The following is a 24,708-nucleotide window of genomic DNA, read 5'->3' on the forward strand; positions in this document are numbered from 1 at the left end:
TGCTTAAATCCATATTCCATAGCCCGGCCCCGCGCCGGGCACCACCGCACCCTGGCGACCGCACCCCGGCCCGACGGGGGCGTCAAGAAAGGGAGAAAAATCATGAGCAAGAAGGCGCTGTGCATCGGCATCAATGACTACCCCGGTACCCAGAACGACCTCTCGGGCTGCGTCAACGACGCCAACGACTGGGCCGCCACCCTCACCGCCCGCGGCTTCTCCGTCACCAAGCTGATCGACAGCCAGGCCACCAAGGCCGCCATGGTCGCCGCCATGAGCGCGCTCATTTCCGGGGCCGCCAAGGGTGACACCGTCGTCATCACCTACTCCGGCCACGGCACCTGGGTGCCCGACCGGAACGGCGATGAACCGGATGGCCGTGACGAAGGTTTGTGCCCCTGGGACATCGGATCGGGCAAGGTACTCCTCGACGACGAGATTGCCGTGATCTTCGGCAACCATGCTCCGGGCGTGCGGGTCCTGCTGATCTCCGATAGCTGCCACTCGGGCAGTGTCACCCGTGGCGACGACAGCGACCTCGACCCCGGCATGCCCCGCGCCCGCTTCCTGCCGCCCAGCGTATGGATGAAGCCTGAGGATCTGCCCCCGGCGAGCCGGGGTCTCACCCTTCCCAGCCTCAGCGGCCTGTCGCGCAGCGGCGGCGATCTGCTGCTGGCCGGCTGTACCGATACCCAGTTCAGTTGGGACACCAGCTTCAAAGGCCGCCCCAACGGCGCCTTCACCTACTACGCCCTGAAAGCACTGGCAGCCCTGCCGGCCAGCGCCAGCTATTCGCAGTGGTTCAAGGCCATCAGCCCCGTCTACCTGCCCACCAACCAGCTACCCCAGAACCCGCAGATCTTCGGCAGCAAGAGCGCCAAGGCCTGGAAGGTGTTTTCCTGATCAGCGGCTGACATACCGGCCCTCCTGCTCCCGGCCCGCCCTGCGCGGGCCGGGCTACCGCCCGCCTCTCGCTCTGGAGTCCCCCCGTGACTACCCCGGCCCTGCCCACTCTGCGCCTCGTTGCCGCTCCTGACACTGCCCCCGGGCGCAAGCCGAACCTCCCCGCGGCCATCCTCAGCCCGGGCAGCCGGGGGGACAGCAGCCAGACCTGCGACTCTCTCCTCAGTAACGTTGAAGTGGAGGAAAGTTGGGAGATCGGCCCCCGGGCGCGCGGTGACGACTCCCGGCAGGTGGAGGTGAAACCCGATGCCCGCCTGCTGGCGCTGGAATCCGAAGACGGCACAACCGCCTTCATCCGCGCCGATGCGCTGGCAGAACGCCTCGCCCGTCTCACCGCAACCCGCCCCGAACTGAGTCTGGCCGAGGACAACTCCCTCGATCTGACCGCCCTGCACCCCCGGGACGCCCAGAGCCGTGGCGTCGGCGAATGGGTGTGGCGCACGCTCTCCACCCTCGTCGTGAAAGAAGACGAGATCACCGGAAAGGCGCGGGACAAGCTCGCCGAACTCACCGGCTCCGTGGTGGAAGACCTGATCGTTGCTGGCGGTACCCATGCGGGTGCCAAGGCCATCGTGTGGGCCATCGAAAAGCAAGGCCGTAACGCCCCCGGCCTTTACCCCTGGGACGGTGGCGCCATCGATGCGCAAGCCCCCCTGTCCGACAAAGCCCCCGCCATCACCTCACTCGCCAGCAAGCCCGGCCTGATCTTCATCCACGGCACGGGCTCCCACACCCTGGGCAGCTTTGGGCAGCTACCCGGAAGCCAGATCTGGTCGAAACTGGATAGCCAGTTTGAGGGTCGCCTGTTCGGCCTCGAGCACCATACCTTCTCCGAGAGCCCCATCGACAACGCCCTGGCCCTGGCCAGGGCTCTGCCAAAGCAAGCGCAGTTCAGCATCGTCAGCCACTCCCGCGGCGGCCTTGTCGGCGATCTGCTGTGCATCGACACCAGCATCGACCATACCGAAACCCTCAATGCACTGATTCTCGACTACCGCCCGGCGCCCCGTAAGGACGACGCGCTCGAATCCGCCCCGGAATCCGGACAGGAGGGCTTCATCAGACAGGAGCAGGCCAAGCTCGGCGAACTGGTCAAACTGCTGCGCGCCAAGCGCTTCAAGATCGATCGCTACGTGCGGGTGGCCTGCCCGGCGCGGGGCACCGCGTTGCTCAGCGACAACCTGGAAGTCTTCCTGTCGGGCTTGCTGAGCCTCATCCGAAAGGCAAGCGGGTGGGCCGCAGGCGCTGTCGTCGGCGCTGCCTCCGGGCCGATTGCCGGCGCAAAGGCGAAAGCTGTTACGGACAAGGGCATTGCCGTGCTCACCCGCATCGTCATCGAGATCGCCAATCGCCGCCTCGATCCGAGACTGCTGCCCGGCATCGAGGCCATGCTGCCGGATGCCGCCATGGGCATGCTGCTGGCGTCGGCCCCCTACCGCCGCACCACCGCCATGGCGATCATCGCGGGCGACATCGAAGGTGGCGGCTTCGCCAAACGTCTAGGTACGATGTTCACCGACTGGATGTTTTTCGACCGGGCCGACAATGATCTGGTGGTGGACACCGCCTCCATGTACGGCGGCCTGGCCTGGAAGGCGAAAGCCCGGGCGATCTTCGTGCAGGGCGAGAACGTCAATCACTTCCGCTACTTCCGCGACGACACGGCCACCGCCGACGGCCGACCGCTCCCCGCCGCCATGCACCGCTGGCTGAGCGCAGCCGAGCCTTGCAAACTGCCCGAGTGGTCTGCCAGCGCCGCGCCGGAACTAGACCCCCAGGGTAGCGTGGTGGAGCCGGAAGCACCCGCCTCCCGCAACGGAGCAAAAGCGCCCATCCTCGTCTTCCTGCCCGGCATCATGGGCAGCCATCTGAATGCCGAAGGCAGTCGTGTCTGGCTTGACCCCCTGGGCCTCGCCAGGGGTGCCCTCAGTCGCATCACCATGGACAGCCCGAAGGTCAGCCCGGACGGGCTGGTGGGCATGGCCTACGGCAAGCTCGTGGAACGGCTCGGCCAGACCCATGAGGTCAAGCTCTTCCCCTACGACTGGCGCCAGCCCATTCAAACCCTCGGGAAACAGTTCGCCGAATGGCTGGCTGCACTCCTCGAGAGCCACACCGATGCCCCGATTCGCATCCTCGCCCACAGCATGGGTGGCCTGGTGGTGCGTGCCGCCATTGCCCATGACCCAACCCTGTGGGACGCCATCGTTGCCCGGCCTGAAGGCCGGCTGGTGATGCTTGGCACGCCCAACCAGGGCGCCCATCTTTTTGTGCACACGCTGCTGGGCCAGTCCGACACCATCCGCCTGCTGGCGCGGGTGGATCTGCGCCACCGCATGCAGCACATCCTCGACATCATCGCCGGCTTTCCCGGTGCCATTCATCTGTTGCCAGCGCCAGGCCAGGCAGACACCTGCGACTACTACAAGGAGAACACCTGGGCCGACCTGGCCGCCCACAACAACGACTTCTGGTTTGGCAGCGAACTCGGTGGCAAGCCGAAGCAAGCGGTTCTCGATGAAGCCAAAGCGTTCTGGGAAAAGGTGGCCGACACCGAGTGGGTCCGCAAGGCACCGGATCGCATCGCGTACATCTACGGCCAGAGCGACAACACCCCCTGCGGCATCATCAAGCAGAAGGGCGAAGGCAGCATCGTGCTGCGCGGGACGCCCGCTGGCGACGGCTCGGTCACCTGGGCCTCGGGCCACCTGCCCGGCCTGCCCGCCAACCGTAGCTGGCTGATGCCCGTGGATCACATGGGCCTTACCAGCACCGAAACCCACTTCGAAGAAATCGAATCCCTGCTTGCCCACGGCACCCCGCGCAAGCTCGGCCCGCTGCCGGTAAGCCGCGGGGGCGACCCCAACGTGGTGCGCGAATACCGGGCCGGGCCACCCGAAGGTTTCCCTTCCCCCCCCGAAGCCACCACCCGGCTGCTCGGCGGCCACCTGCGTCCGGAAGTGCCGCGCAGTCGGAACCGGCGTCTGAAAGTGTCCGTCAGCGCGATGGACCTGCGCTTCGTGCACACCCCGGTGCTCTGCGGCCACTACCGGGGCGACCCGATTGCCGCCGCCGAAGGGGTGATCGACCGATACCTCGTCCAGGGCGCCCTCAGCCAACGCCAGCGGCTGGGCATCCATACCGGCGAGATCGGCAACGCCTCCATCGTGCTGATGCCGCGCAATGCCGCCGAACGCCACCGCCAGACCGGGCGCGGCGCGGTGGTGGTGGGCCTGGGAGAGATGGGCCGGCTCACGGCGGGCGGCGTCACCGAGGCCGTGCGTGGGGGCGTGCTGCGTTACCTCCTCCATGCAGCCGACCGCTACGGGGAAGAGCAAGCGACAACGCAGCCCAACAACCCGCCCACCGGAGGCGACACGCTCCACCTCAAGCTGGCATCCCTGTTGATCGGCACCAACTCGGCGCTGCAGCTCGACGTGAGGGAATCGGTGAAGGCGGTGGTGCTCGGCGTGCTGCTGGCCAACCGGGATTTCGCCAATGGCGACGGCAGCCCGAATGGGGACTCCAAGACCCGGCGCGCCCTGGTCTCCGAACTGCAGTTCATCGAGGTGTTCCACGACAGCGCGATCTCAGCCGCCCACGCCGTCAGCCAACTGGGATCGACCCTGAAGAGCGAGCTGCGGCAGATGAACTTCCAGCTCGACGCCGCCGAAGAATTGTCCACCGGCGAAGGTGCCCGCCAACGCCTCAGCGTCTCACCCTTCTCCGACTACTGGCCGCGTCTGATGGTCTCCGACGCCGACCGGGAAGAGGCCGACTGCCCCCCGGACTGCAGCACACCGCGCTTCCAGCCGCCGATACCGCCCGAGAACCTGCGCCAACTATTGCGCATCTATGGCTGTGGCGACAAGACCCCCGACGGCAGCCTGCCCACGCCGTTCTGGCTCGACGGCGCCCCCACAACCCACTATGCCGGCCGCCTCAAGTTCATCTACATGGGAGACAAGGCCCGCGCCGAGAGCATTGTCCAGATCCGCCAGCCGGGCCTCGTGGAGAAGCTCTGCGACGACCGCCTCAAGAGCCGCAGCCCCACCCTGTATTCAAGGGGTCTGGATTTCGGCGCCACCCTGTTCCAGCTGCTCGTGCCGCTGGAGTTCAAGGCCGCCGCCCGCCAGGCCGGCAACCTGCTGCTGATGGTGGATGAAACCACCGCCAACCTCCCTTGGGAGATGCTGGAAGTCGATGGCAGTCCGATGGTGCTGCAGACCCGGGTGGTGCGCCAGTTCATCACCACCCGCTTCCGCCGTCAGGTGGCACGCACCGACAACCTCTCCGCCTGTGTGATCTCCGAGCCGTCCACCGAGGGTTTCCATGCCCAGTTTGGCGGTGCCGACTGGAAGCCGCGCATCGGTGGAGACGGCAAACCCGAGCCGGACTGCCTGCCTCCCCTGCCCGGCGCCGTCGCGGAAGGCATGACGGTCTCCCGGGTGCTGTCGGACGCGGGCTACCAAGTCACGGAGGCCCCGCCCGACTCCCTGGCAGCGGACATATTCACCCGCCTCTTCGCCCGGCCCTACCGCCTGCTGATGATCTCCGCCCACGGCATCCATGCACGGCGGGCCGCCGACGGCAGCCATCGCAGCGGCGTGGTGCTCTCCAACGGCCTGCTCCTCACGGCAGCCGAGATCGGCCAGATGGAGAGTGTTCCCGACCTCGTCTTCCTCAACTGCTGCGAGCTGGGCAAGATCGGCACGGGAGGCAGCAAGCTCGCCGCCAGTCTGGCGCGGGAGCTTATCGACATGGGCGTGCGCTGCGTGGTGGCCGCCGGTTGGGAGGTGAACGACGGTGCCGCCCGCACCTTCATCGAGACCTTCTTCGAGCAGATGGCAGAGCAAGGCGCCAGCTTCGGCGAGGCCATCTCCACGGCGCGTGCCGTCTGCTTCGAAGCCCATCCCGGCCACAACACCTGGGGCGCCTACCAGGCCTATGGCGATCCTGCCTTCCAGCTCAAGGTCCATCGCAACCCGGCCAAGGACGACGCACCCATGCGGTCCGGCCATGAACTCGTCGACTGGATTGAGCAGCGCCGCATCGAGTGCCGCCTGCCCGACGCCGGCCAGATGTTTCACAGCGGCGGAAAGGAGAATGGCTTCAAGCAGATTGCCCGGCGCATCCAGACCCGTCTGCGCCATGTGCCGGAGGGCTGGATCAAGCAGCCGCAGGTGCAGCACGCCCTCGCCCGCCTCTACGCCGAATACGGCCAAGAAGGCTATTCCGATGCCCGCGCGGCCTGGCTGCAGGCCATTGGTGATGATTCGTCAAAGGGTCTGGTCCCCCTGTTCGCCATCGAGCAGCTTGCCAATCTGGAAAGTCGCCAGGCCGAGCGCCTCAGCCTTCAGGATGGCCGCATAGAAGAGGCCAAGACCCTCGCCGAGGGCGCCCTGGCGCGCCTGCGCTTTCTCCTCGCCCTGTCGTCCGAGCCCCCTGAGGTCTCCGAGACTGCTGCCACGAGGAGCAATCCGGAACGTTGGGCACTCCTCGGCAGTGCCCACAAGCGCATGGCCATCATCCTCGCCCGCAGTGGCGAACCCTGGGTCAAGGTGGCCGAGGCACTGACCTGCGCCCGTGATGCCTATGCCCGCAGCCAAGGAAGCCCGGAGGGATCCCCCGACTGGAACCCTTACAACGCCATCAACCGCCTGCAACTGGATGCACTACTCGGCACGGAGGCCAACTATGCCGACGCCTCCGCGGCGTGCGGGCAAGCCGCTCGCAAACGTTTCGAGCACACCTACGATTTCTTCGACGCGGTGATGTCGGCGGACGCGGAGTTGGCGTGTTGGCTGCAGTCGGATGAGAAATCGGCCGACGGGTTGGCCGCCAAATATCGCGATGCCATCAAGGGAGTGACGGCCACAGGCCGCGAGCTGGACTCGGTCACGGCCCAGATCCGCATCCTCGGCGAACTGCTGCAATGCCGGGGCAAAGGCGACGATGCCAAGCGTGCCGAGATGCTGAAGTGCATCCTCAACGATCCGCAAAGGGAAACGAAAACACCCGGCCCATCGGCGGCAAAAGAGGCGGAAAGCAAGGCACCGCCGCCCAAGACTGGTGCAGGCAAAAAGAAGGGAAAGTGATCGACGCACCACATTGGCCTTGAAAATCCCCACCCTGGTGCTCGACTCAAGAAAAAACCAAGGAAAAATGAAGACTCCTGCGCATGGCACATGGCTTGCTTGTGCTCTGCATCAAAGGAGTGTTCATGGCCGAAACGAAATCCACCTGTTGTTACTGCGGCGTCGGCTGCGGTGTTGTCATTGAACACGAAGCCGGGCGCATCACCAGTGTCAGGGGCGATCCGGACCACCCGGCCAACTTCGGCCGCCTGTGCACCAAGGGCGCGACCCTGCACCTGTCGAGCGCCCCGGAAACCCTGATCGCCCGCGCCCTTTATCCCGAGTTGCGCGCCTCACGCGATCAGGCCCGGACACGGGTGAGCTGGGATACCGCCCTTGATGTGGCCGCCGACCGCTTTGCCGCCATCATTGCCGAACACGGCCCCGATGCCGTTGCCGTGTATGGTGCCGGCCAACTCCTGACCGAGGACTATTACGTCTTCAACAAGCTGGTGAAGGGCCTCATCGGCAGCAACAACCTCGATACCAATTCACGCCTGTGCATGTCCAGCGCCGTGGCCGGCTACAAGCTGAGCCTGGGTGCCGACGCGCCCCCGTGCAGCTACGAAGACATTGCCCTCACCCAGGCCCTGTTCATCTCCGGCAGCAATACCGCCTTCGCCCACCCGATTGCTTTCCGACGCGTGGAAGACGCCCGCAAGGCCAATCCGGACATGAAGCTGGTGGTCATCGACCCCCGCCGCACCGACACCGCCGAGGCGGCCGATCTGCACCTCCCCCTGCTGCCCGGCACTGATATTGCCCTCTACAACGCCATGCTCCACATCATGCTGTGGGAAGGCTGGGTGAATCGGGACTACGTGGACGCCCATACGGAGGGCTTCGACGCGCTCAAGAAGATCGTTCGCGAGTACACGCCGGCCATGGCGGCCACGATCTGCGGCCTCGACCGCAAGGCCATCGAACAGGCGGCGCAGATCTTTGCCACGTCACCGGCAACCATGTCCATGTACTGCCAGGGTCTGAACCAGTACAGCTTCGGCACCCACAACAATTCGGCGCTGATCAACCTGCATCTGGCCACCGGCCAGATCGGCCGTCCTGGCGCCGGCCCCTTCTCCCTCACCGGTCAGCCCAACGCCATGGGCGGTCGTGAAGTGGGTGGCCTCGCCAACCTGCTGTCCGCCCACCGGGACATGGCCAACCCCCAGCACCGGGCCGAAGTGGCCGCCCTGTGGGGCGTGGACAGCGTGCCCGACAAGCCCGGCAGGAGTGCGGTGGAACTGTTCGAGGGGCTCAAGTCGGGCGAGGTCAAGGCGGTGTGGATCGCCTGCACCAACCCGGCCCAATCGATGCCCGATCAGGCCATGATTCACGCGGCCCTCAAGAACGCAGAATTCGTGATTGTCCAGGAAGCCTTCGGTCATACGGAAACCTGCGCCTATGCCGACCTCCTGCTTCCCGCCACCACCTGGGGCGAGAAGGAAGGCACCGTCACCAACTCGGAGCGGGCCATCACCCGCGTCCGAGCCGCCGTGTCCGCGCCGGGCGAGGCCCGCCACGATTGGGCGATCGTGGTGGACTTCGCCCGGCGTCTGGGCATCCGACTGGGCAAGGGCGACCTGGCCGCACGGATGTTCCCCTACACCTCGCCGGAAGAAGTCTGGAATGAGCACCGGGAATCAACCCGCGGACGCGATCTGGACATTACGGGGCTCAGCTATTCCCTGCTCGAAACCGCCGGCCCCCAGCAGTGGCCCTTCCCGGAAGGCGCCCGGAAAGGCAAGGTCCGTCTCTACGAGGATGGCGTCTTCCCTACCCCTTCCGGTCGCGCCCGTTTTGTCGCCACCGAACACCGCATCACCGCCGAATCGCCCAGCGCGCGCTACCCGCTGCATCTCAACACCGGCCGCCTGCGCGACCAGTGGCATGGCATGAGCCGCACCGGCCTTGTCGCCCGGCTCTACAGCCATGAAGCCGAGCCGCTGCTGCACATGCACAAGGATGACATGGAGCGACGCAGCCTGAACAACGGTGATCTGGTGGAAGTGAAGAGCACGCGCGGCGCGGTGGTACTCAAGGTGATCGAATCGGCCACCCTGCGTCCCGGCCAGACCTTCGTACCCATGCACTGGGGCGGCAACACCATGGGCGGACAAGGGGTGAACGTGCTTCTTCCCCGCACCTATGACCCCACTTCAAAGCAGCCTGAACTCAAGCATGCGGCCATCCAGGTGGCCAAGTACACCGCCGGCAAGGCACTGGTGGCCATGCGCCGCTCGGAACCCGATGCGGATGGCCACCTGCAACCCAACCCACTGGTCGTGATGGACCGCCTGCGTCGCTGGTTGCCCCATTTTCCCTATGCCAGCCTGACCCTGTCCGGCCGCAATTCGCCGGTGGTCGTCCTGAAAGCCCGGGGTGAAGAGTTGGCCCCGGCCCTGCTCGAAGCCCTGGATCAAGATCTGGCACTGGATGATCCGACCCAGGTACTGTCCTACCAGGACAGCCGCAAGGAAGTGGAAAAACGCGCCAGGGTGACGGGGGACTCCCTTTCAGCCGTGCGTCTGGCCGGGGAAACCAAGGCCGCCGAATGGCTGGCCGACATGATGGTGCAGGGCCACTCTGCTGCCGCTGTCCGCCCCTGGCTGCTTGCCCCCCTTACCCAGCCACCTGCCGGTCAGGCCGCGCGGGGCAAGGTGATCTGCAACTGCTTCGACGTGGCCGAGGACGACATCCTGGCGGCCTTCCGCAACGGCGACTCTCTTGAATCCCTGCAGGCCCGTACCCGCTGCGGCACGAACTGTGGCTCCTGCGTCCCGGAACTGAAGCGGCTCGCCCAAAGCGTGAAGCACTGAACTCACACCGACGCGCCGGAATCAAGCCTTCCGGCGCACTCAGTCAGCGCGCCAGCCCCCTCGTCTGCAGCCAGGCACGGGTAGCTTCCGCAACTGCCTGCGCTTCACCCGGGCCGGAAAAGGTGTGGTCGGCATCAGGGAAACGGGTGATATCGAGATCGGCGCGGTCCAAGGCCCTGCGCCATTCGGCACTGGCCTTGCACGCATCGTCGAACTCCCGCGCCACGTAGTCACGCCCGCTCAGGAAGATCGCCAAGGGCCCCTTTCGCCCAGCCACCCCCCGGGCCATTCGCTCGGGGAAAGGGCCACCACCATCGCCCACGTCCGCAGTGGTTTCCGCTGAAGCCTTGCGCCCAGCCGCACGGACAAAGGAAAACAGACTGCCGAAGGATTTCAGGAAACTCACCTGGCCGCTGCCAAGTTTTCTCCAGAACGATGGATCGGTGATGCGCTGCAGGTAATAGTGCTTGAGGAAGACCTTGGCTTCACCCGCCTGGGTATGCACCCAGGGATTCAGCAATACGGCTGCAGCGACCCGCGGATCATTCTGCGCCGGATACAGGCAGGCGGCGCTGGCACCATCGCACAAGCCCCACAAGACAACCCGGTGCAAGCCCGGGCAAGCTTCCATGAAGGCGCCGATTGCCGCCTCGACATCCTCACTGACGGATTCGAAACTCCGCGCCGCACCGGTCGCGTCGCCCATCCCACGGTAGTCGAATCGCATGCATGGCACACCCTGTGCGGCCAGATGGCGCGCCAGCAGGACAAACTGTCGATGGGAGCCGGCCCGGTACTGGGGCCCGCCCACAATGACCAGCACCCCTGTTTCGGCTGGCACGTCCGGGACCGAGATGACCCCCACGAGGGACTCGCCGCCACATTCGAAAAGAATGGCCTTGTCCTGCCCGTGACCCGTTGCCGTGCTCATGCGAGATCTCCAAGTGCCGCAACGGAAGCGTCAATCAGCGCCGGACACAGTTCGATCTCCTGGGTCTGCCAGAAGGCCGGCCCGGCCACACAGGTAGCCCGGACACTCACATTGGCTCCCGACCACCGCTCGGTGAGTACCCGCAGGGCCGGAGACAGCTCCGTGCGCTCGGGGGGGCCAAGCTCAAAAAGGGCTACCGGCGCGCCAAAACCGGGCGGCAGAGACAAGCTTGAAGTTTCCATCCCGCCCGCCAGTGCCGCCGGCAGGCGATAGCCGGCAACATCAACGGCATGCCCCGCCTGGAGGCTGCTGCGGATCAGGTCCATGGACGCCTTTGCATCGGCGTCGGCCAGCATTTCACCGGCAGCCTTGAGCCGCAGGAACTGGTTCAAGTGCTGACGACCATTGGATACGGGCTGCCACAGGAGCAATGGGGCCACAACACCGCTGGCACGCAACCAGTCGGAAATGACAAGGGCGCCCCCACGGAGGCCCCACACAGCCAACGGCCCGGGGAGATTGGCGGATGCCCAGCACCAGGCATCGTGCAGATCGGCGGTCCAGGCAGCCCAGCTCGCGTCCTCGAAGTCGCCGCCGCTGTCACCGCAACCGGTAAAGTCGATCTGGAGGGTAGACCATCCGCATGCCGCAAAAGCCCCGGCAGCCAGCGCCACCATGCGCCGGGACTTGTTCATCTCCTCGGCAAAGGGATGGGCGAACACAAGGGTGCCCCTGCAAACCGGCGCACGGGTAAGCAGGCAGAAGCGTCCTTCCCTTGTCACTCCACCCGGCAGAAAGAAAGCCTCTCGCCGGGGTATGACACCGGCCACTCAGGCAAGCTTTCCGTTCACGAAATCGACGAGGGAACCCACCGTAGCAAAGGTGGATCCGTCAATTTCGTCATCTTCCACGACAAAGCCGAAGCGCTCTTCCATCATGTTGATCAAACCGACGACCGCCATGGAGTCAAGATCGGGCAAGGCTCCGAGCAAGGCGGTATCCAAGTCGAACCTGGCGGCAGCGCCTCCCAGGCTCAGAACCTCGTCGAGAATCGACAACACTTCGTTCTTCGTATCCAAAAGCGAACTCCAGTCGGGAAAATCCATGGTTTACGCGCCCGAACCACCCCCGAAAAAGAACCGGAAACAGCGAGCCTGACTTGGTTGCATTATATGCGACTCATTCTCCCTCGGGACCGTGATCTACGTTGCAGAGTGACAGTGGCCGCCACAATGGGATCGGACCATCCCGTGTTTTGCATTTTTTCACACCGCCACCCAAGCCTTGACACCTACCTTCGGCATCACCTGCAATGACCAGTGGAAGCACTATTTCGCAGAATATATGGGGGGGCTCGGTTAAACTCCGCGCCGCGATCCCGAACAGATTTTCGGGCAAGCCCTTGTTCTGCAGGTGCAACCGAGCCAGAGGCTTGCCCGGGAGCGCCGGGGAATGGCCCCGGCTGTGATCCATCACGCGTATTCGTTCATGAAGCTCCGATAGACTGACGCCCGTAGTCACGCGGTGGCTTTGCCACCAAACAGATTCGACGATTTCATTCCAGACTCATGCGCACCACGACTCTGCTCCACGAACTCATCACCGCTTCCGCCGAACGCGATCCGGCTTCCGCCGCGCTGACCGCCGGGGCTGCGACCCTCAGCTACCAGGATCTGGACGCCCAGGTCGCCGGCTTTGCCGCCGGGCTGATCGATCTCGGACTCGACCGGGGTGAACGGGTCGGCATCTTTCTGGACAAACGCATCGAGACGGTGGTGGCAAGCTTCGGCACCGCCCGTGCGGGAGGCGCCTTCGTGCCGGTGAATCCGATTCTCAAGGGTGAGCAGATCGGCCACATCCTGCGTGACTGCAACGCCCGGGTGCTGGTGACTTCCCCCGAGCGCCTGCCCATGCTGGCCGAGACCCTGGATCACTGCCACGATCTGCGCCAGGTGATCCTCACCGGCCCGCTCACCAAGCCCGTCGAGTTGCAATCGGTGAGCCTGCACCAGTGGTCCGACGTGCTGGCCAGTGCGCCGCGCAACGGCCATCGCATCATCGACAACGACCTGCTGTCCATTCTGTACACCTCGGGCAGCACCGGCCGCCCCAAGGGCGTGGTGCTGTCCCACCGCAACATGGTGGCCGGCGCCAAGAGCGTTGCCAGCTACCTGGGCAATAAGCCCGACGACACCCTGCTGGCGGCCCTGCCCCTGTCCTTCGACGCGGGCTTCTCGCAGCTCACCACCGCCTTCCACTCCGGCGCCCGGGTTGTGTTGCTCAATTACCTGCTGCCCCAGGACGTCCTCAAGGCCATGGTCAAGGAGAAGGTCACCGGTCTCACCGCCGTACCACCGCTGTACATCCAGCTGGCCCAGCTCAAGTGGCCCGAAACGGTCACCGACCACCTTCGCTACTTCGCCAACACGGGCGGCCGCATGCCTCTGGAAACCCTCAAGGCGCTGCGGGCCCACCTGCCGCGCACCCAGCCCTTCCTGATGTATGGGCTCACCGAGGCCTTCCGTGCCACCTATCTGCCGCCAGACCAGGTGGATGTCCGTCCCGACTCCATCGGCAAGGCCATCCCCAACGCCGAAGTACTGGTGCTGCGGGAGGACGGTACCGAATGTGCACCGAACGAACCGGGCGAACTGGTGCAGCGTGGGGCCCATGTGGCCATGGGTTACTGGAACGACCCCGAAAAGACAGCCGAGCGCTTCAAGCCCCTGCCCGCCACCGCGCCGGGACGCCAGACCGGCTTCGTGCTCCCCGAAATCGCAGTGTTCTCCGGCGACACCGTGCGTCGTGACGAGGAAGGCTACCTGTACTTCATCGGTCGCCGCGACGAGATGATGAAGACCTCCGGCTACCGCGTCAGTCCCACCGAGGTCGAGGAGATCCTCTATAGCACCCAGCTGGTCGGTGAATGCGTCGCCTTTGGCGTGCCCCACCCGGCCCTGGGCCAGGCCATCTGCGTGATCGCCACCGGCAAGGACGGTGCCGCCCTCGATGGCGCCGCCCTGCTGGCCGAGTGCAAGCAGCGCATGCCCGCCTACATGGTGCCGGCCGTGATCGCCCCGCGGGACGGCCCACTGCCCCGCAACCCCAATGGCAAGATCGACCGCAAGACCCTCTCCGCCGAATACCAGGATCAGCAAAAGGTGCAGCAATGAGTGAAACCTCCCGGGAAAAGCCGCTCCATGCCCCGACCGACCAGTTTCCGGTTCAGGGCAACGAACTGCTGGTTGGTGGCATTCCCCTGACCCGCCTCGCCGCCCGGGTTGGACAGACGCCCTTCTATGCCTACGACCGGGCCCTGTTGACCCGCCGTGTGGCAGAACTGCGTGCTGCCCTGCCCGCCGGTATCAAGCTGCACTACGCCATGAAGGCCAATCCGATGCCGGCAGTGGTCGGCCACATGGCAGGTCTGGTCGATGGCATCGACGTGGCCTCCGGCCTCGAACTCAATGTCGCCCTCGACAGCGGTGCAGATCCCCGCGAGATCAGCTTCGCCGGGCCCGGCAAGAGCAACGAGGAGCTGAAGAAGGCGGTTGCGGCCGGCATCCTCATCAATATCGAGTCCTTCCGCGAGGTCGGCGTGCTCGCCACCATCCAGCAGCAAACCGGCTGGACGGCCCGGGTGGCAGTGCGCGTCAACCCCGACTTCGAGCTGAAGAGCTCGGGTATGAAGATGGGCGGCGGCCCCAAGCAGTTCGGCGTGGATGCCGAACAGGTGCCCGAGCTGCTGGCCGAGATCGGCAAGGCCGGCCTGGGCTTCGAGGGTTTCCATCTCTTTGCGGGCTCCCAGAACCTGCGCCCCGAGTCCATCATCGAAGCGCAACGCAAGTGCTTTGATCTCGCCCTGCGCCTTGCCGAAGCGGCACCCGGCCCGGTGAAATTCCTCAACCTGGGCGGTGGCTTCGGCATCCCCTACTTTCCGGGGGAGCGGCGTCTCGAATTGGGCGGCATTTGCGCCAACCTGGCGACCATCCAGGAAGACGCCCGCCACAAGATGCCCGAGGCCGAGATCGTGATCGAACTGGGTCGCTACTTCGTGGGCGAAGCCGGCATCTACGTCTGCCAGGTGGTAGATCGCAAGGTCTCCCGCGGTCACACTTACTTGGTCACCAACGGCGGCCTTCACCATCACCTGTCTGCCTCCGGCAACTTTGGTCAGGTCATCCGGAAGAATTACCCGGTCGCCATTGGCAACCGCATGGACGCGCCGGCGGAAGAAGCGGTCTCGGTGGTCGGCCCCTTGTGCACGCCACTGGATATCCTGGGTGATCGCATGAACCTGCCCGAAGCCAAGCCCGGTGACCTGGTGGTCGTCTTCCAGTCTGGAGCCTATGGCGCCAGCGCCAGCCCGCGGGCCTTCCTGAGCCACCCCGACCTGGTCGAGGTTCTGGTATGAGTGGCGGCCATGTCTGCGTCACCGCCGGACGCTGACCGCCCTGGGCCGTGGCTATCTCAGCGGCAGGTCGCCGTGCTTCGCCCCCTATCCACGCCACGCACAAGCCAGCCCCACCCTTTGCCGGCCAAGCTGCTGCGTGACGATGTGCCGTGAATCTACGAATGAATGGAGTCGGTTTTGGAAAGCACAACCTTGATCCACGCGCGCCTGACGGCGCCAAAAAACGGAATCGCTCCGGACCTCGCCATCCAGTCATCCGCTGATGGCTGGTCGTGCACCTGGGCCGGTGGCCGGCTGAATGCCCGCAAGCCTGCAGACCTCGCCGAACACAACGGTGTGCTGTGCATCAGCCGGGGGGCTCCACGTTTTCCCGAGGCTACCGGACGCGGTGCGGCAGTCTGGCTGGAGCGCTTTGAGAAACTTGGCGCCAAGGCCATTGATGGGGTCAAGGGACGCTTTGCCGTCGCCTTCATCGACACGCGCAGCAACACTGTATTCCTGTTCAACGACCGCTTCGACACGGACCCCTGGTGCTATGGCCATGAGAACGGCGAATTCGCCTTCGCCGACCGTGCCGATGGCGTTCCGCTTGAAAAGCGCAGCATCAGCCCGCAGACGATCTTCGACTACCTGTACTTCCACGTCATTCCGTCGCCCCTCACCATTTTCCAGGAAGTCCGGCGACTGCCGCCGGCCAGCCTGCTGCAATGGAACGGCGACCAGGCGCGCATCGTCAGGTACTGGACACCCGAGTTCACTGAAGCGCCAGGGATCAGCCTGACCGAAGCCAAGGGCCGCTTCCTCGATATCGTCCGCGAATCGGTGAGAAACGAATACGCCGGCCCGAACACCGGATCCTTCCTGTCCGGTGGCACAGACAGTTCCACCGTGTCGGGCATGCTCTGCGAGGTGAGCGGCGCTCCGGCCCGCACCTATTCCATGGGCTTCGATGCCACCGGCTACGACGAAATGGAATACGCGCGGATTGCCGCCAAGCATTTCAAGACCGACCACCACGAGTACTATGTCACGCCCGACGATCTGCTCGAAGGCATCCCCCTGGTGGCCCGCAGCTACGATCAGCCCTTCGGCAACTCCTCTGCCGTACCCGCCTGGATCTGCGCCAGCCGCGCCCGTGCCGACGGCATCACCAAATTGCTTGCCGGCGACGGTGGCGACGAACTCTTCGGCGGCAACTCCCGCTACGCCAAGCAACGTATCTTCGGCTGGTACGAGACCATCCCGGCCCTGTTGCGCAGTACGGTGGTCGAACCGATCTCCGGCCTCCCCGGGCTGGGTAGCATCCCTCTGGTCAAGAAGGGCGTCAGCTATGTCGAGCAGGCCAGCGTACCCATGCCGGACCGCATGGAGATGTACAACCTCCTCCATCGTCTGGGAATCGACGCCGTATTCGAACCAGGCTTTCGCCGGCGCGTCGACACCGACTCACCGGGCAAACTGCAGCGCGACACCTGGGCGGAGGTGAAGAACGCCAGCCTGGTCAACCGCATGCTCGCCTTCGACTGGAAATACACCCTGGCCGACAACGACCTGCCGAAAGTCATCGGTACCACCCGCCTCGCGGGCGTGGACGTGGGCTTCCCTTTCCTGTCCGATGAGCTGCTGGACTTTTCCCTGACCCTGCCGACGGAGTGGAAGCTCAAGGGCCTCAAGCTGCGCTGGCTGTTCAAGGAGGCCCTGCGCGGCTTCCTTCCGGACGAGATCATCACCAAGAAAAAGCACGGCTTCGGCCTTCCCTTCGGTGTCTGGGCCGTCAAGCATCCCGGCCTGAGCAAACTCGCCAAGGAAAACCTGGAAGCCTTCGCCAGCCGGGGCGTGATCCGCCCAGCCTTCATCCGCGAATTGCAGGATAAGTGGCTACCGGAAAATCCGGGCTACTACGGCGAAATGGTGTGGATCATCCTGATGCTGGAGCAGTGGCTGCAAGCCTATGCACCGGACTGGAAGATGGAGGGCTAGACCCGCCGGAAACGGCAAAGCGGGCCACCGGGGCCCGCTTTGCTTGAGCGTATGAAACCGGGGCAGGAAGCCCCATTGATCGATCAGATCACCACGGTCTGAGCCTGGCCGTCGCCTCGCGCTTCGATGGTACCTAGGTTGTAGACCGTTTCACCGGTGGAGCGAAGCTGCGCCGTCGCTTCATCCGCATCTTCCCGGGCAACGATCACCACCATGCCGATACCGCAGTTGAACACCCGGTACATTTCCTGGGCATCCACATTGCCCGCGTGCTTGAGCCACTGGAACAAGTAGGGCATTTCCCAGGCGTCCTTCTTGAGAACAGCGGTGAGGTTGTCGGCCAGGACACGGGGTACGTTCTCGAGCAGGCCACCACCGGTGATGTGGGCCATGCCCTTCACAAGGCCATCCCGCTTGTCCATCAGCGCCAGCAGGGACTTCACATAAATACGGGTGGGCTCCATGATCACATCCTTGAGGCTGCGGCCATGGAAGTCGCCTTCCAGATTGGGCTTGGCAATCTCGATCACTTTGCGGATCAGGGAATAGCCGTTTGAGTGGGCACCACTGGATGCCAGCCCCAGGACCACATCACCCGGGCGGATGGTGGAGCCGTCAATAATCTTGGATTTCTCGACCGCCCCGACTGCAAAGCCGGCCAGATCATATTCACCGTCCGGATACATGCTGGGCATCTCGGCAGTCTCGCCACCGATCAGGGCACAGCCCGACAGCTCGCAGCCCTGGGCGATCCCCTGCACAACGGTGGCTGCAGTATCCACATGCAACTTGCCGCAGGCAAAGTAGTCAAGGAAGAACAGGGGCTCGGCGCCCTGCACCAGGATGTCGTTGACACTCATGGCCACCAGATCCTGACCAACGGTGTCGTGCTTGTTGAGTTGGAAGGCGAGCTTGAGCTTCGTACCCACACCATCGGTGCCGGATACCAGCACAGGTTCCTTGAACTTCTTGGAGATCTCGAACAAGGCGCCGAAACCGCCGATCCCCCCCAGCACCTCGGGGCGCATGGTGCGCTTCGCAAAGGGCTTGATACGATCGACCAGGGCATCGCCGGCGTCAATATCGACACCGGCATCGCGATAAGTAAGGGAGCTCATGGGTTCTTTGATCTCTTTTGAAGCGACCGGCTGGCAGAAGGATTGCACTCATCAGGTTGAGCGCCTTGCCGTGACCGGCTACATTAACGGGCCTTGCACGACGAAAAGCCGGACATTTCCGACACCCTCGCGCAAACAAACTCGAATTTTAGCCGAAATGTCGCCCGCCTGCCCCTGCCCGGTGTTGAACGGCAAGACTACCCCGTGAAGCAACTCACTCTCGATCTGCACGCCGACGCACCACCGCTGCTGGAGAACTTCGTCGCCGCGTCCAACGCCGACCTTCTCGCCGCTCTCTATGAGGCGATTCCCGTCGCCGATGTGCCCCAGCACCTTTTTTTGTGGGGTGATGCCGGCAGCGGGCGCAGCCATTTGCTGCGCAGCGTGGTCACGGCCGCGGCCCAGGCCGGCCGGCCGGCCTGTTACGTCCAAGCGGCCGAGGTGGCCGACACCCTTCCTGAAGCACCTACCCTCTTGCTTGCAGTGGATGATGTGGAAGGCCTGGGTCCGGAGGCTCAGATTGCACTGTTTCGAGCCTTCAATTCGGCCCGGGGGCAACGCATGACCCTCATCACCAGCGGATGCGCCGCGCCACTCCACCTGAATCTGCGCGAAGATCTGCGCACCCGCATCGGGCAGAGCCTGATCTTTGAGGTCAAGGCCCTGAATGACGACGACCGCTTGGCCATACTCAACGCCCAGGCTGCCACCCGCGGCCTGCGCCTAGACCCGGACATCGTCCAGTACCTGTTGCGCCACGGCCGCCGCGACCTCACCAGCCTGCTGCGCACACTCGACGCCCTGGACGCCGCATCACTGGAGCGCAAGCGCGCGATCACCCTACCCTTGCTGCGGGAGATCCTGCAGCGTGACCTGAACCTGTAAAGCGACCAAGATGGAACTCGTACTCTTCGACCTGGACAACACCCTCCTCGCCGGCGACTCTGACTTCGAGTGGGCTCAATACCTGATCTCCTGCGGGGTTCTCGACAGGGAGGTCTACGAAGCCCGCAACCAGACATTTTTCGACCAGTACAAAGCGGGAACGTTGGACATCTTCGAGTTTCTGGACTTCCAGTTGAAGCCCCTGGCGCGTCACAGCCGCGAGCAGCTTGACGCGTGGCACCGGGAATTCATGGAAAGCCGGATCCTTCCCATGATGACCGCCGACGCCCGCGGGCTGGTCAATCGGCACATCGAGGCGGGCGCCATCGTCGCAATCGTCACCGCAACCAACAGCTTTGTCACCTACCCCATCGCCCGTGCATTCGGCATCCCTCACCTCATTGCCACGATTCCTGCTCAGGAGGACGGAAACTTCACGGGCAAACCGCGCGGAACACCAGCTTTCAAGGCCGGCAAGATCGAACGTGTGGAAGCTTGGCTGGAGAGCCTCGGCCTATGCTGGGCAAGCTTTGAACGCAGCTGGTTCTATAGTGACTCTCACAACGACCTTCCGCTGCTCAACAAGGTCTCGGATCCAGTCGCGGTAGACCCGGACGAAACCCTGCTCAACCATGCCAACGCCCGAGGCTGGCCGGTAGTTTCCCTTCGCGGCTGAATTCCGGGCTTGTTCCTATACCCCGTTTTCGCGGAACCAGGCCAACATGCGCGCCCATCCATCAATGGCGTCCTCAGCCCGGTAGCTCGGCCGGTAATCGGCATGGAAGGCATGCCCGGCCTCGGGATAGATCACCAACTCCGCCCGCTTGCCGACCCGGGCCATGTCTTGCCGCATGTCCTCCACATCGGACACCGGAATGCCCTGGTCCTTCGCGCCGTACAGCCCCAGAACCGGCGCGTGCATTTGACTGACCAGATCGCTGGGGTGCTTGGGTGTCGCATCGGTGGGCACGCCGGTAAGCCGGCCATACCATGCCACAGCAGCCCGCAGCTTCGGGTTGTGGGCTGCGTAGAGCCAGGTAATACGTCCCCCCCAGCAGAAGCCCGTAATCGCCAGTCGCGCTGAATCGCCACCGTTGGCGACAGCCCAGGACGCACAGGCATCCAGGTCGGTCATGACCTGCCCATCCGGCACCCGACTGACAATGGTCGAGAGGATCTCGGCCACGCTTCCGACAGTCGCGGGATCCCCCTGACGCTGAAAAAGATTGGGGGCAATTGCCTGATAGCCCTGGCGGGCCAGCCTGCGGCAGGTATCGCGGATGTACTCGTGAAGGCCGAATATCTCCGATATCACCAGTACAGTCGGGAAAGGCCCCTTCCCCGACGGCTGCACCCAATAAGCGCGTACGGAGACACCGTCAGGCGCCTTGATGCTGATATCGCCCGCCGCCAAGCCCGTCGCCGAAGTCTGGATGACGCTTTGCCCCTGGACGGGGCGCACTGCGAGCGCAAACCCGGTCGCGAGGGATGCCCCGACGAATGTTCGACGGCTCAGTGGAAGCCCCGGAACCAGACTATCGAAATCGGAATCGTTGACAAGCATGGGCAAATTCCTTGGTTGGGCGAGGATCGAAGGATACCCCAAGGAAACAAGGGGCACAAAAACCCTTTGTGGACTAAAGACCGCGAACCCCAACCCCCATCAGCCGTCTCGCCCCCTCCTGTGCCTGCCAGCTCCCTGTCTGGGAGGCGCGAGCGCGCGAAGGTGCGCCCAAAACATCCCCATGCGAGACGACGCGGGGTGCATATCTGCGACAAAAGGCCTCAGTCAAGGTGAGCTGCTTGCCATTGACCTTGATCATCCCCGCATCCGAAAACTCCCGGAAAATGCGCGACAGGGTTTCCGGCGTGATCCCCATGCGTGCAGCCAGCACATGCTTTGGAATGACGAGCTGCAGCACCATTGATCGACCACATTCCAGGCTCGCCCCCCCCAAGCGCAACAGGTAGTCCACAAGCTTGCCACTCCCCGACTGAAAGCAGTCAGCCGCAATTTCCCGCTCAATGGACGACTGTCGCTGGGCCATGGTACTCAGCATGCGCCGTGATAGCGCGGCGTCCTTGTCAACCGCGCGCAGCACCCCCTCACGCCCGATTGCGAGCAACACAACTGGCGTCACCGTCTCTACAGTGGACGCGCAAGGCGCACCTCCAAAAATCTCCGCAACCCCGAAAAGCTGCTGGGGTTCGAGAATCTCGATCACCTTTTCACTGCCATCCATCGACGACACGGAGACTTTGAGGTGGCCGGACATCACGTGATAAAGCGCCTTCGGGCGATCCCCTGCAGCGTAGATCCTCTTGCCCTTCGCGAGATTGAGAACCTCGGACGAGCGAGCCACGTCATCATGCACGTGTTCAGGCAGAGCCCGAAAGAGAGCGATCTCACGGATAATCATTGAGAGGTCATCAAGGCTGGTACGCATAGTCTTTCCCCGCTTGGTACGCATGCAGGATGCGCCATAACCTGATTGGCCATCCTTTGGCATGCGGCGCAGTCTATGAGCCGATTCCACCCCTGGAGTTGACCTGGATCATGGTTGAAAGCCCGATGAAAACAGCCAACTACCCCTTTATCGGTATCCGCAAAAATATTCAGAAATCCGTCTACTAGTTTGATTTAAAGAGCTTTTTATTTACTTTCGAAAAACCGTCTGCTCACGCACCTGGCCGTTTTGCGGGCACTGCCACTACTCCCATTTTCTCACCCACACCTGCGCACGCGGACTCCTCTCCACGCGCACCTGGGCTCAAAATGGCGGCCGACGAGGCAACCGGAGATCACGCCTTGACTACCCGACCAAAGCCGCTTAACGCCTCTTCCGCCCATGGACGCCCATCCGTCGTCATCCGTCTCGGAGCGTGGATCGCTACCATTGCGGCTCTCGCTGCTGTTTCCATCCTTGCTTCCATCATCGTCGTGGAGCGCTCATCGGGCGAGGCGCGTGCTATCAATATGGCGGGATCCCTCCGCATGCATTCGTACGCAATCCAATCAGCCGTCGGACTCGACATCGAGCGTGATCGCCCGCCCCGGATGACTCAAGCATTGAACGAATTCGAGGCCCGCTACATACACCCAGACCTGCTGAGGGTCATTCCCACCGACGGGAACAGTGCGGTAAGGAAAGCTTATGATGCGGTAGGAAAGACGTGGAAAACCCGGTTCCGCCCGACGGCCCTTCAGAGCGGCCCCGAACCGGCCGCCCGCAATGCCCTGAGCGTGGAAACAACCCGGCTGGTTGCCCAGATTGATCATCTAGTCGCTCTGGTGGAAGAAGGCCTTGAGAGAAAACTACAAGTCTTGCGACTTGCTCAAGGGGTGTCGCTCGTCTTGCTTCTGATTTTGGGCGGCTGTGCTGTCTTCCAGCTCAAGACACACGTGGTGACACCTCTCGGAGAACTGCTGGCACTTGCCGGAGTGGTGCGCAAAGGTGACTTCACCATGCGTGCCGCCGGCAGGGAGCCCGACGAACTCGGCCAGCTCGGAGAAGCCTTCAATTTCATGATCGAGGACTTATCTCGAACCTACGCCGAACTGGAGATGAGGGTAACAGAGAAAACTGAGGAACTTGCCCGCAGCAATCAATCCCTCAATCTACTTTACAGAACCACTCACGCCCTTGCAGAAAGAGCCGTCAGCAAGACAACCCTTCAACAAGTCCTGCAGGAAGTGGAAAAAGTCATCGGCATTACGTCCAGCGCACTGTGTCTGAAAAAAGCAGACGGGACGACCGTCGTCGTCCACACTGGTCCGTCAGATGCAATACCAGATTCGGCGCTGTGCTCAGAATGTCAGACCTGCCAGGACTCCGACCCACCCCGGGTCAAAATCGGGATACGCGACGCAGCCCCCGGCAACTGGAACATATCCGTTCCGCTCTTTGACGGAACACGCAGTCACGGTGCAATGCTGCTCAAGCATTGTGCAGGAACGCGCTTGGAGAGCTGGCAGGTCGAACTCCTTGAGGCTGTCGGTCGGCATGTGGGCACAGCGCTGGCCACCATCCAGCGCAATGAAGAGCACCATCGCCTGGCCTTGCTCGATGAGCGCTCGGTCATCGCTCGGGAACTCCACGACTCCCTGGCTCAATCCCTATCCTATCTCAAGATCCAGGTAACCCGCCTGCAAACACAGCTGGGACATCAACCGCAGTCACCGGCAGTAAGCGAGGTCGTGCGCGAGCTGCGCGATGGACTGAACGAAGCCTACCGCCAGCTCCGGGAACTTCTGACAACCTTCCGCCTACGCATTGACGGACGTGGTCTGCCCGCCGCAATCGACGAAACAATACAGGACTTCCGGCGCCGCACCGACCTGAAGATCAACCTGGACAACCGCCTGACTGGTGTTGAACTGGCACCCAGCCGAGAAATCCACGTTCTCCAGATCATCCGCGAGGCCCTTTCCAACATTGAACGTCATGCCCGCGCCCAGAACGTCTCAGTCATTCTTCAGAAAGAGCCCATGAACCTGCTGACCGTCAGCATCGAAGACGACGGCATTGGCTTTGACCAACAAAGCGCTCCGCTGCATCGCTACGGTATCGTCATCATGAGAGACAGGGCTCAGAGCCTGGCCGGAGAACTGATGGTACTTCCCCGACGAGGTGGAGGAACGCGCGTCCAATTCAGCTTCCCCAATCAACCCGAACTGCAGGATTCACCTGCATGACCCAAAGGAAAAGCCCGTGAAAGCCCTGTCACCCAGCTCGGTACTGATCATTGACGACCATCCCCTCTTCCGAAAGGGCGTATCCCAACTACTTGCCCTGAACAACGAACTTCATTTGATCGGTGAAGCATCCAGCGGAGAAGAAGGACTGGAAATGGCGAAGGGTCTTGAGCCAGACATGATTCTGCTGGACTTGAACATGAAAGGGATGAACGGAATCGACACCCTTCGCGCCCTCCGCGAAGCCGATCTCGCCGCCCGAATTCTGATCCTCACCGTATCAGACGCCGCAGATGACCTTATCGCTGCGATCCGGGCCGGTGCAGACGGTTACCTATTGAAGGACATGGAGCCAGAGGAACTGCTCGAACGGATCGTCGAAGCGCAGCGCGGCAGAATTGTCATCAGCGAAAGTCTCAATGGCCTGCTCGCACGCTCACTTCGAGAGGAGACTCAGGCTGCCGAACGCAGCATAACGCCGCTCACAGATCGCGAACGAGACATTCTGGGGTGCTTGGCCAATGGGCTTTCAAACAAGTTGATCGCACGCGAGCTCAATATCGCCGAAGGCACTGTAAAAGTGCATATCAAGAACCTGCTCAAAAAACTGAAATTTCGTTCTCGTCTTGAAGCCGCTGTGTGGGCAATAGACCAGAATTTGCGCCAACAAGGCACCGGTCATGGAACACGTTGCTGAGAGCGCGAGAACAACACTAGGCAAAGACTTCGGGGCGAATCAGCGCACACCGACAAAAAGCCTACAGA

Annotated in this window: 16 protein-coding genes; 10 read left to right on the forward strand and 6 right to left on the reverse strand. The window is 63.3% G+C overall.

The annotated features are described in order from the left end of the window. The first annotated feature begins 102 nt into the window (after positions 1–102). The 3 genes from J0L98_RS00325 (at position 103) to J0L98_RS00335 (ending at position 9,919) form a co-directional block, all read left to right on the forward strand. On the forward strand, positions 103–903 hold the full coding sequence (locus tag J0L98_RS00325) for a caspase family protein (RefSeq protein ID WP_296409266.1): 801 nt from the start codon (positions 103–105) through the stop codon (positions 901–903). Positions 904–989: 86 nt separating this feature from the next. Further along, positions 990–7,061, forward strand: a complete 6,072-nt coding sequence (locus tag J0L98_RS00330; protein WP_296409267.1) for a CHAT domain-containing protein — start codon at positions 990–992, stop codon at positions 7,059–7,061. 125 nt (positions 7,062–7,186) lie between these two features. Further along, a complete protein-coding gene (locus J0L98_RS00335) occupies positions 7,187–9,919 on the forward strand; it encodes a nitrate reductase (RefSeq protein ID WP_296409269.1) in 2,733 nt (910 codons plus the stop codon). A 43-nt stretch (positions 9,920–9,962) separates the two neighbouring features. Here the strand turns inward: J0L98_RS00335 and J0L98_RS00340 are convergent, their stop codons facing one another. From J0L98_RS00340 to J0L98_RS00350, 3 genes are read right to left on the reverse strand one after another with little or no spacing between them, the layout of a single operon-like run. Next, on the reverse strand, positions 9,963–10,850 hold the full coding sequence (locus J0L98_RS00340; RefSeq protein WP_296409270.1) for a hydrolase 1, exosortase A system-associated: 888 nt from the start codon (positions 10,848–10,850) through the stop codon (positions 9,963–9,965). Further along, entirely contained in the window at positions 10,847–11,680 is an 834-nt protein-coding gene (locus tag J0L98_RS00345) for a hydrolase 2, exosortase A system-associated (protein ID WP_296409272.1), read from the reverse strand. The genes J0L98_RS00340 and J0L98_RS00345 overlap by 4 nt, the downstream gene beginning before the upstream one ends. Continuing rightward, on the reverse strand, positions 11,681–11,956 hold the full coding sequence (locus J0L98_RS00350) for a phosphopantetheine-binding protein (RefSeq protein ID WP_296402171.1): 276 nt from the start codon (positions 11,954–11,956) through the stop codon (positions 11,681–11,683). A gap of 462 nt (positions 11,957–12,418) precedes the next feature. Here J0L98_RS00350 and J0L98_RS00355 point away from each other — a divergent pair, with 462 nt between their 5' ends. From J0L98_RS00355 to J0L98_RS00365, 3 genes are all read left to right on the forward strand, one after another. Beyond that, complete coding sequence (locus J0L98_RS00355) at positions 12,419–14,023, forward strand: acyl-CoA ligase (AMP-forming), exosortase A system-associated (RefSeq protein ID WP_296409274.1); 1,605 nt, start codon at positions 12,419–12,421, stop codon at positions 14,021–14,023. Beyond that, positions 14,020–15,264 carry a pyridoxal-dependent decarboxylase, exosortase A system-associated gene (locus J0L98_RS00360; protein ID WP_296409275.1) on the forward strand — a complete coding sequence of 415 codons (1,245 nt, stop codon included), beginning with the start codon at positions 14,020–14,022 and terminating at the stop codon, positions 15,262–15,264. The genes J0L98_RS00355 and J0L98_RS00360 overlap by 4 nt, the downstream gene beginning before the upstream one ends. Before the next feature lie 192 nt (positions 15,265–15,456). Further along, complete coding sequence (locus J0L98_RS00365) at positions 15,457–17,244, forward strand: asparagine synthase C-terminal domain-containing protein (RefSeq protein ID WP_296409276.1); 1,788 nt, start codon at positions 15,457–15,459, stop codon at positions 17,242–17,244. An 83-nt stretch (positions 17,245–17,327) separates the two neighbouring features. On the opposite strand, the gene purM is transcribed toward J0L98_RS00365, so the two are convergent. Further along, positions 17,328–18,362 (reverse strand): phosphoribosylformylglycinamidine cyclo-ligase, encoded by a 1,035-nt coding sequence (gene purM / locus J0L98_RS00370; RefSeq protein WP_296409278.1) that lies wholly within the window; start codon positions 18,360–18,362, stop codon positions 17,328–17,330. A gap of 204 nt (positions 18,363–18,566) precedes the next feature. Between purM and hda the strand changes: the two genes are divergently transcribed. Together hda and J0L98_RS00380 are read left to right on the forward strand one after the other, a co-directional pair. After that, positions 18,567–19,247, forward strand: coding sequence for a DnaA regulatory inactivator Hda (hda, locus tag J0L98_RS00375; RefSeq protein WP_296409279.1), 681 nt, complete (start codon positions 18,567–18,569; stop codon positions 19,245–19,247). Between the two features lie 10 nt (positions 19,248–19,257). Then, positions 19,258–19,923 (forward strand): HAD family hydrolase, encoded by a 666-nt coding sequence (locus J0L98_RS00380; protein WP_296409280.1) that lies wholly within the window; start codon positions 19,258–19,260, stop codon positions 19,921–19,923. A 15-nt stretch (positions 19,924–19,938) separates the two neighbouring features. Here J0L98_RS00380 and J0L98_RS00385 read toward each other — a convergent pair whose 3' ends face one another. Together J0L98_RS00385 and J0L98_RS00390 are read right to left on the reverse strand one after the other, a co-directional pair. Beyond that, positions 19,939–20,811 carry a dienelactone hydrolase family protein gene (locus J0L98_RS00385; protein WP_296409281.1) on the reverse strand — a complete coding sequence of 291 codons (873 nt, stop codon included), beginning with the start codon at positions 20,809–20,811 and terminating at the stop codon, positions 19,939–19,941. A 73-nt stretch (positions 20,812–20,884) separates the two neighbouring features. Then, positions 20,885–21,757: a Crp/Fnr family transcriptional regulator gene (locus J0L98_RS00390; protein WP_296409282.1), complete on the reverse strand. Its 873-nt coding sequence runs from the start codon at positions 21,755–21,757 to the stop codon at positions 20,885–20,887. A 299-nt stretch (positions 21,758–22,056) separates the two neighbouring features. On the opposite strand from J0L98_RS00390, the gene J0L98_RS00395 reads away from it, so the two are divergent. Further along, entirely contained in the window at positions 22,057–23,943 is a 1,887-nt protein-coding gene (locus J0L98_RS00395) for a histidine kinase (RefSeq protein WP_296409283.1), read from the forward strand. A gap of 16 nt (positions 23,944–23,959) precedes the next feature. Continuing rightward, the gene (narL, locus tag J0L98_RS00400) at positions 23,960–24,640 is read left to right on the forward strand and encodes a two-component system response regulator NarL (RefSeq protein ID WP_296409285.1); all 681 of its coding nucleotides are present in this window, start codon (positions 23,960–23,962) and stop codon (positions 24,638–24,640) included. Positions 24,641–24,708: the final 68 nt, after the last annotated feature.

Origin of the sequence: Zoogloea sp. (assembly GCF_017302315.1) — a bacterium.
GTDB lineage: Bacteria > Pseudomonadota > Gammaproteobacteria > Burkholderiales > Rhodocyclaceae > Zoogloea.

Excerpts from the sequence above, each read along its gene's own strand:
- J0L98_RS00325 (WP_296409266.1), top strand. The coding sequence starts at position 103 with ATGAGCAAGAAGGCGCTGTGCATCGGCATCAATGACTACCCCGGTACC.
- J0L98_RS00335 (WP_296409269.1), top strand. The coding sequence starts at position 7,187 with ATGGCCGAAACGAAATCCACCTGTTGTTACTGCGGCGTCGGCTGCGGT.
- J0L98_RS00340 (WP_296409270.1), bottom strand. The coding sequence starts at position 10,850 with ATGAGCACGGCAACGGGTCACGGGCAGGACAAGGCCATTCTTTTCGAA.
- J0L98_RS00350 (WP_296402171.1), bottom strand. The coding sequence starts at position 11,956 with ATGGATTTTCCCGACTGGAGTTCGCTTTTGGATACGAAGAACGAAGTG.
- J0L98_RS00355 (WP_296409274.1), top strand. The coding sequence starts at position 12,419 with ATGCGCACCACGACTCTGCTCCACGAACTCATCACCGCTTCCGCCGAA.
- J0L98_RS00360 (WP_296409275.1), top strand. The coding sequence starts at position 14,020 with ATGAGTGAAACCTCCCGGGAAAAGCCGCTCCATGCCCCGACCGACCAG.
- purM (WP_296409278.1), bottom strand. The coding sequence starts at position 18,362 with ATGAGCTCCCTTACTTATCGCGATGCCGGTGTCGATATTGACGCCGGC.
- J0L98_RS00380 (WP_296409280.1), top strand. The coding sequence starts at position 19,258 with ATGGAACTCGTACTCTTCGACCTGGACAACACCCTCCTCGCCGGCGAC.
- J0L98_RS00385 (WP_296409281.1), bottom strand. The coding sequence starts at position 20,811 with ATGCTTGTCAACGATTCCGATTTCGATAGTCTGGTTCCGGGGCTTCCA.
- J0L98_RS00390 (WP_296409282.1), bottom strand. The coding sequence starts at position 21,757 with ATGCCAAAGGATGGCCAATCAGGTTATGGCGCATCCTGCATGCGTACC.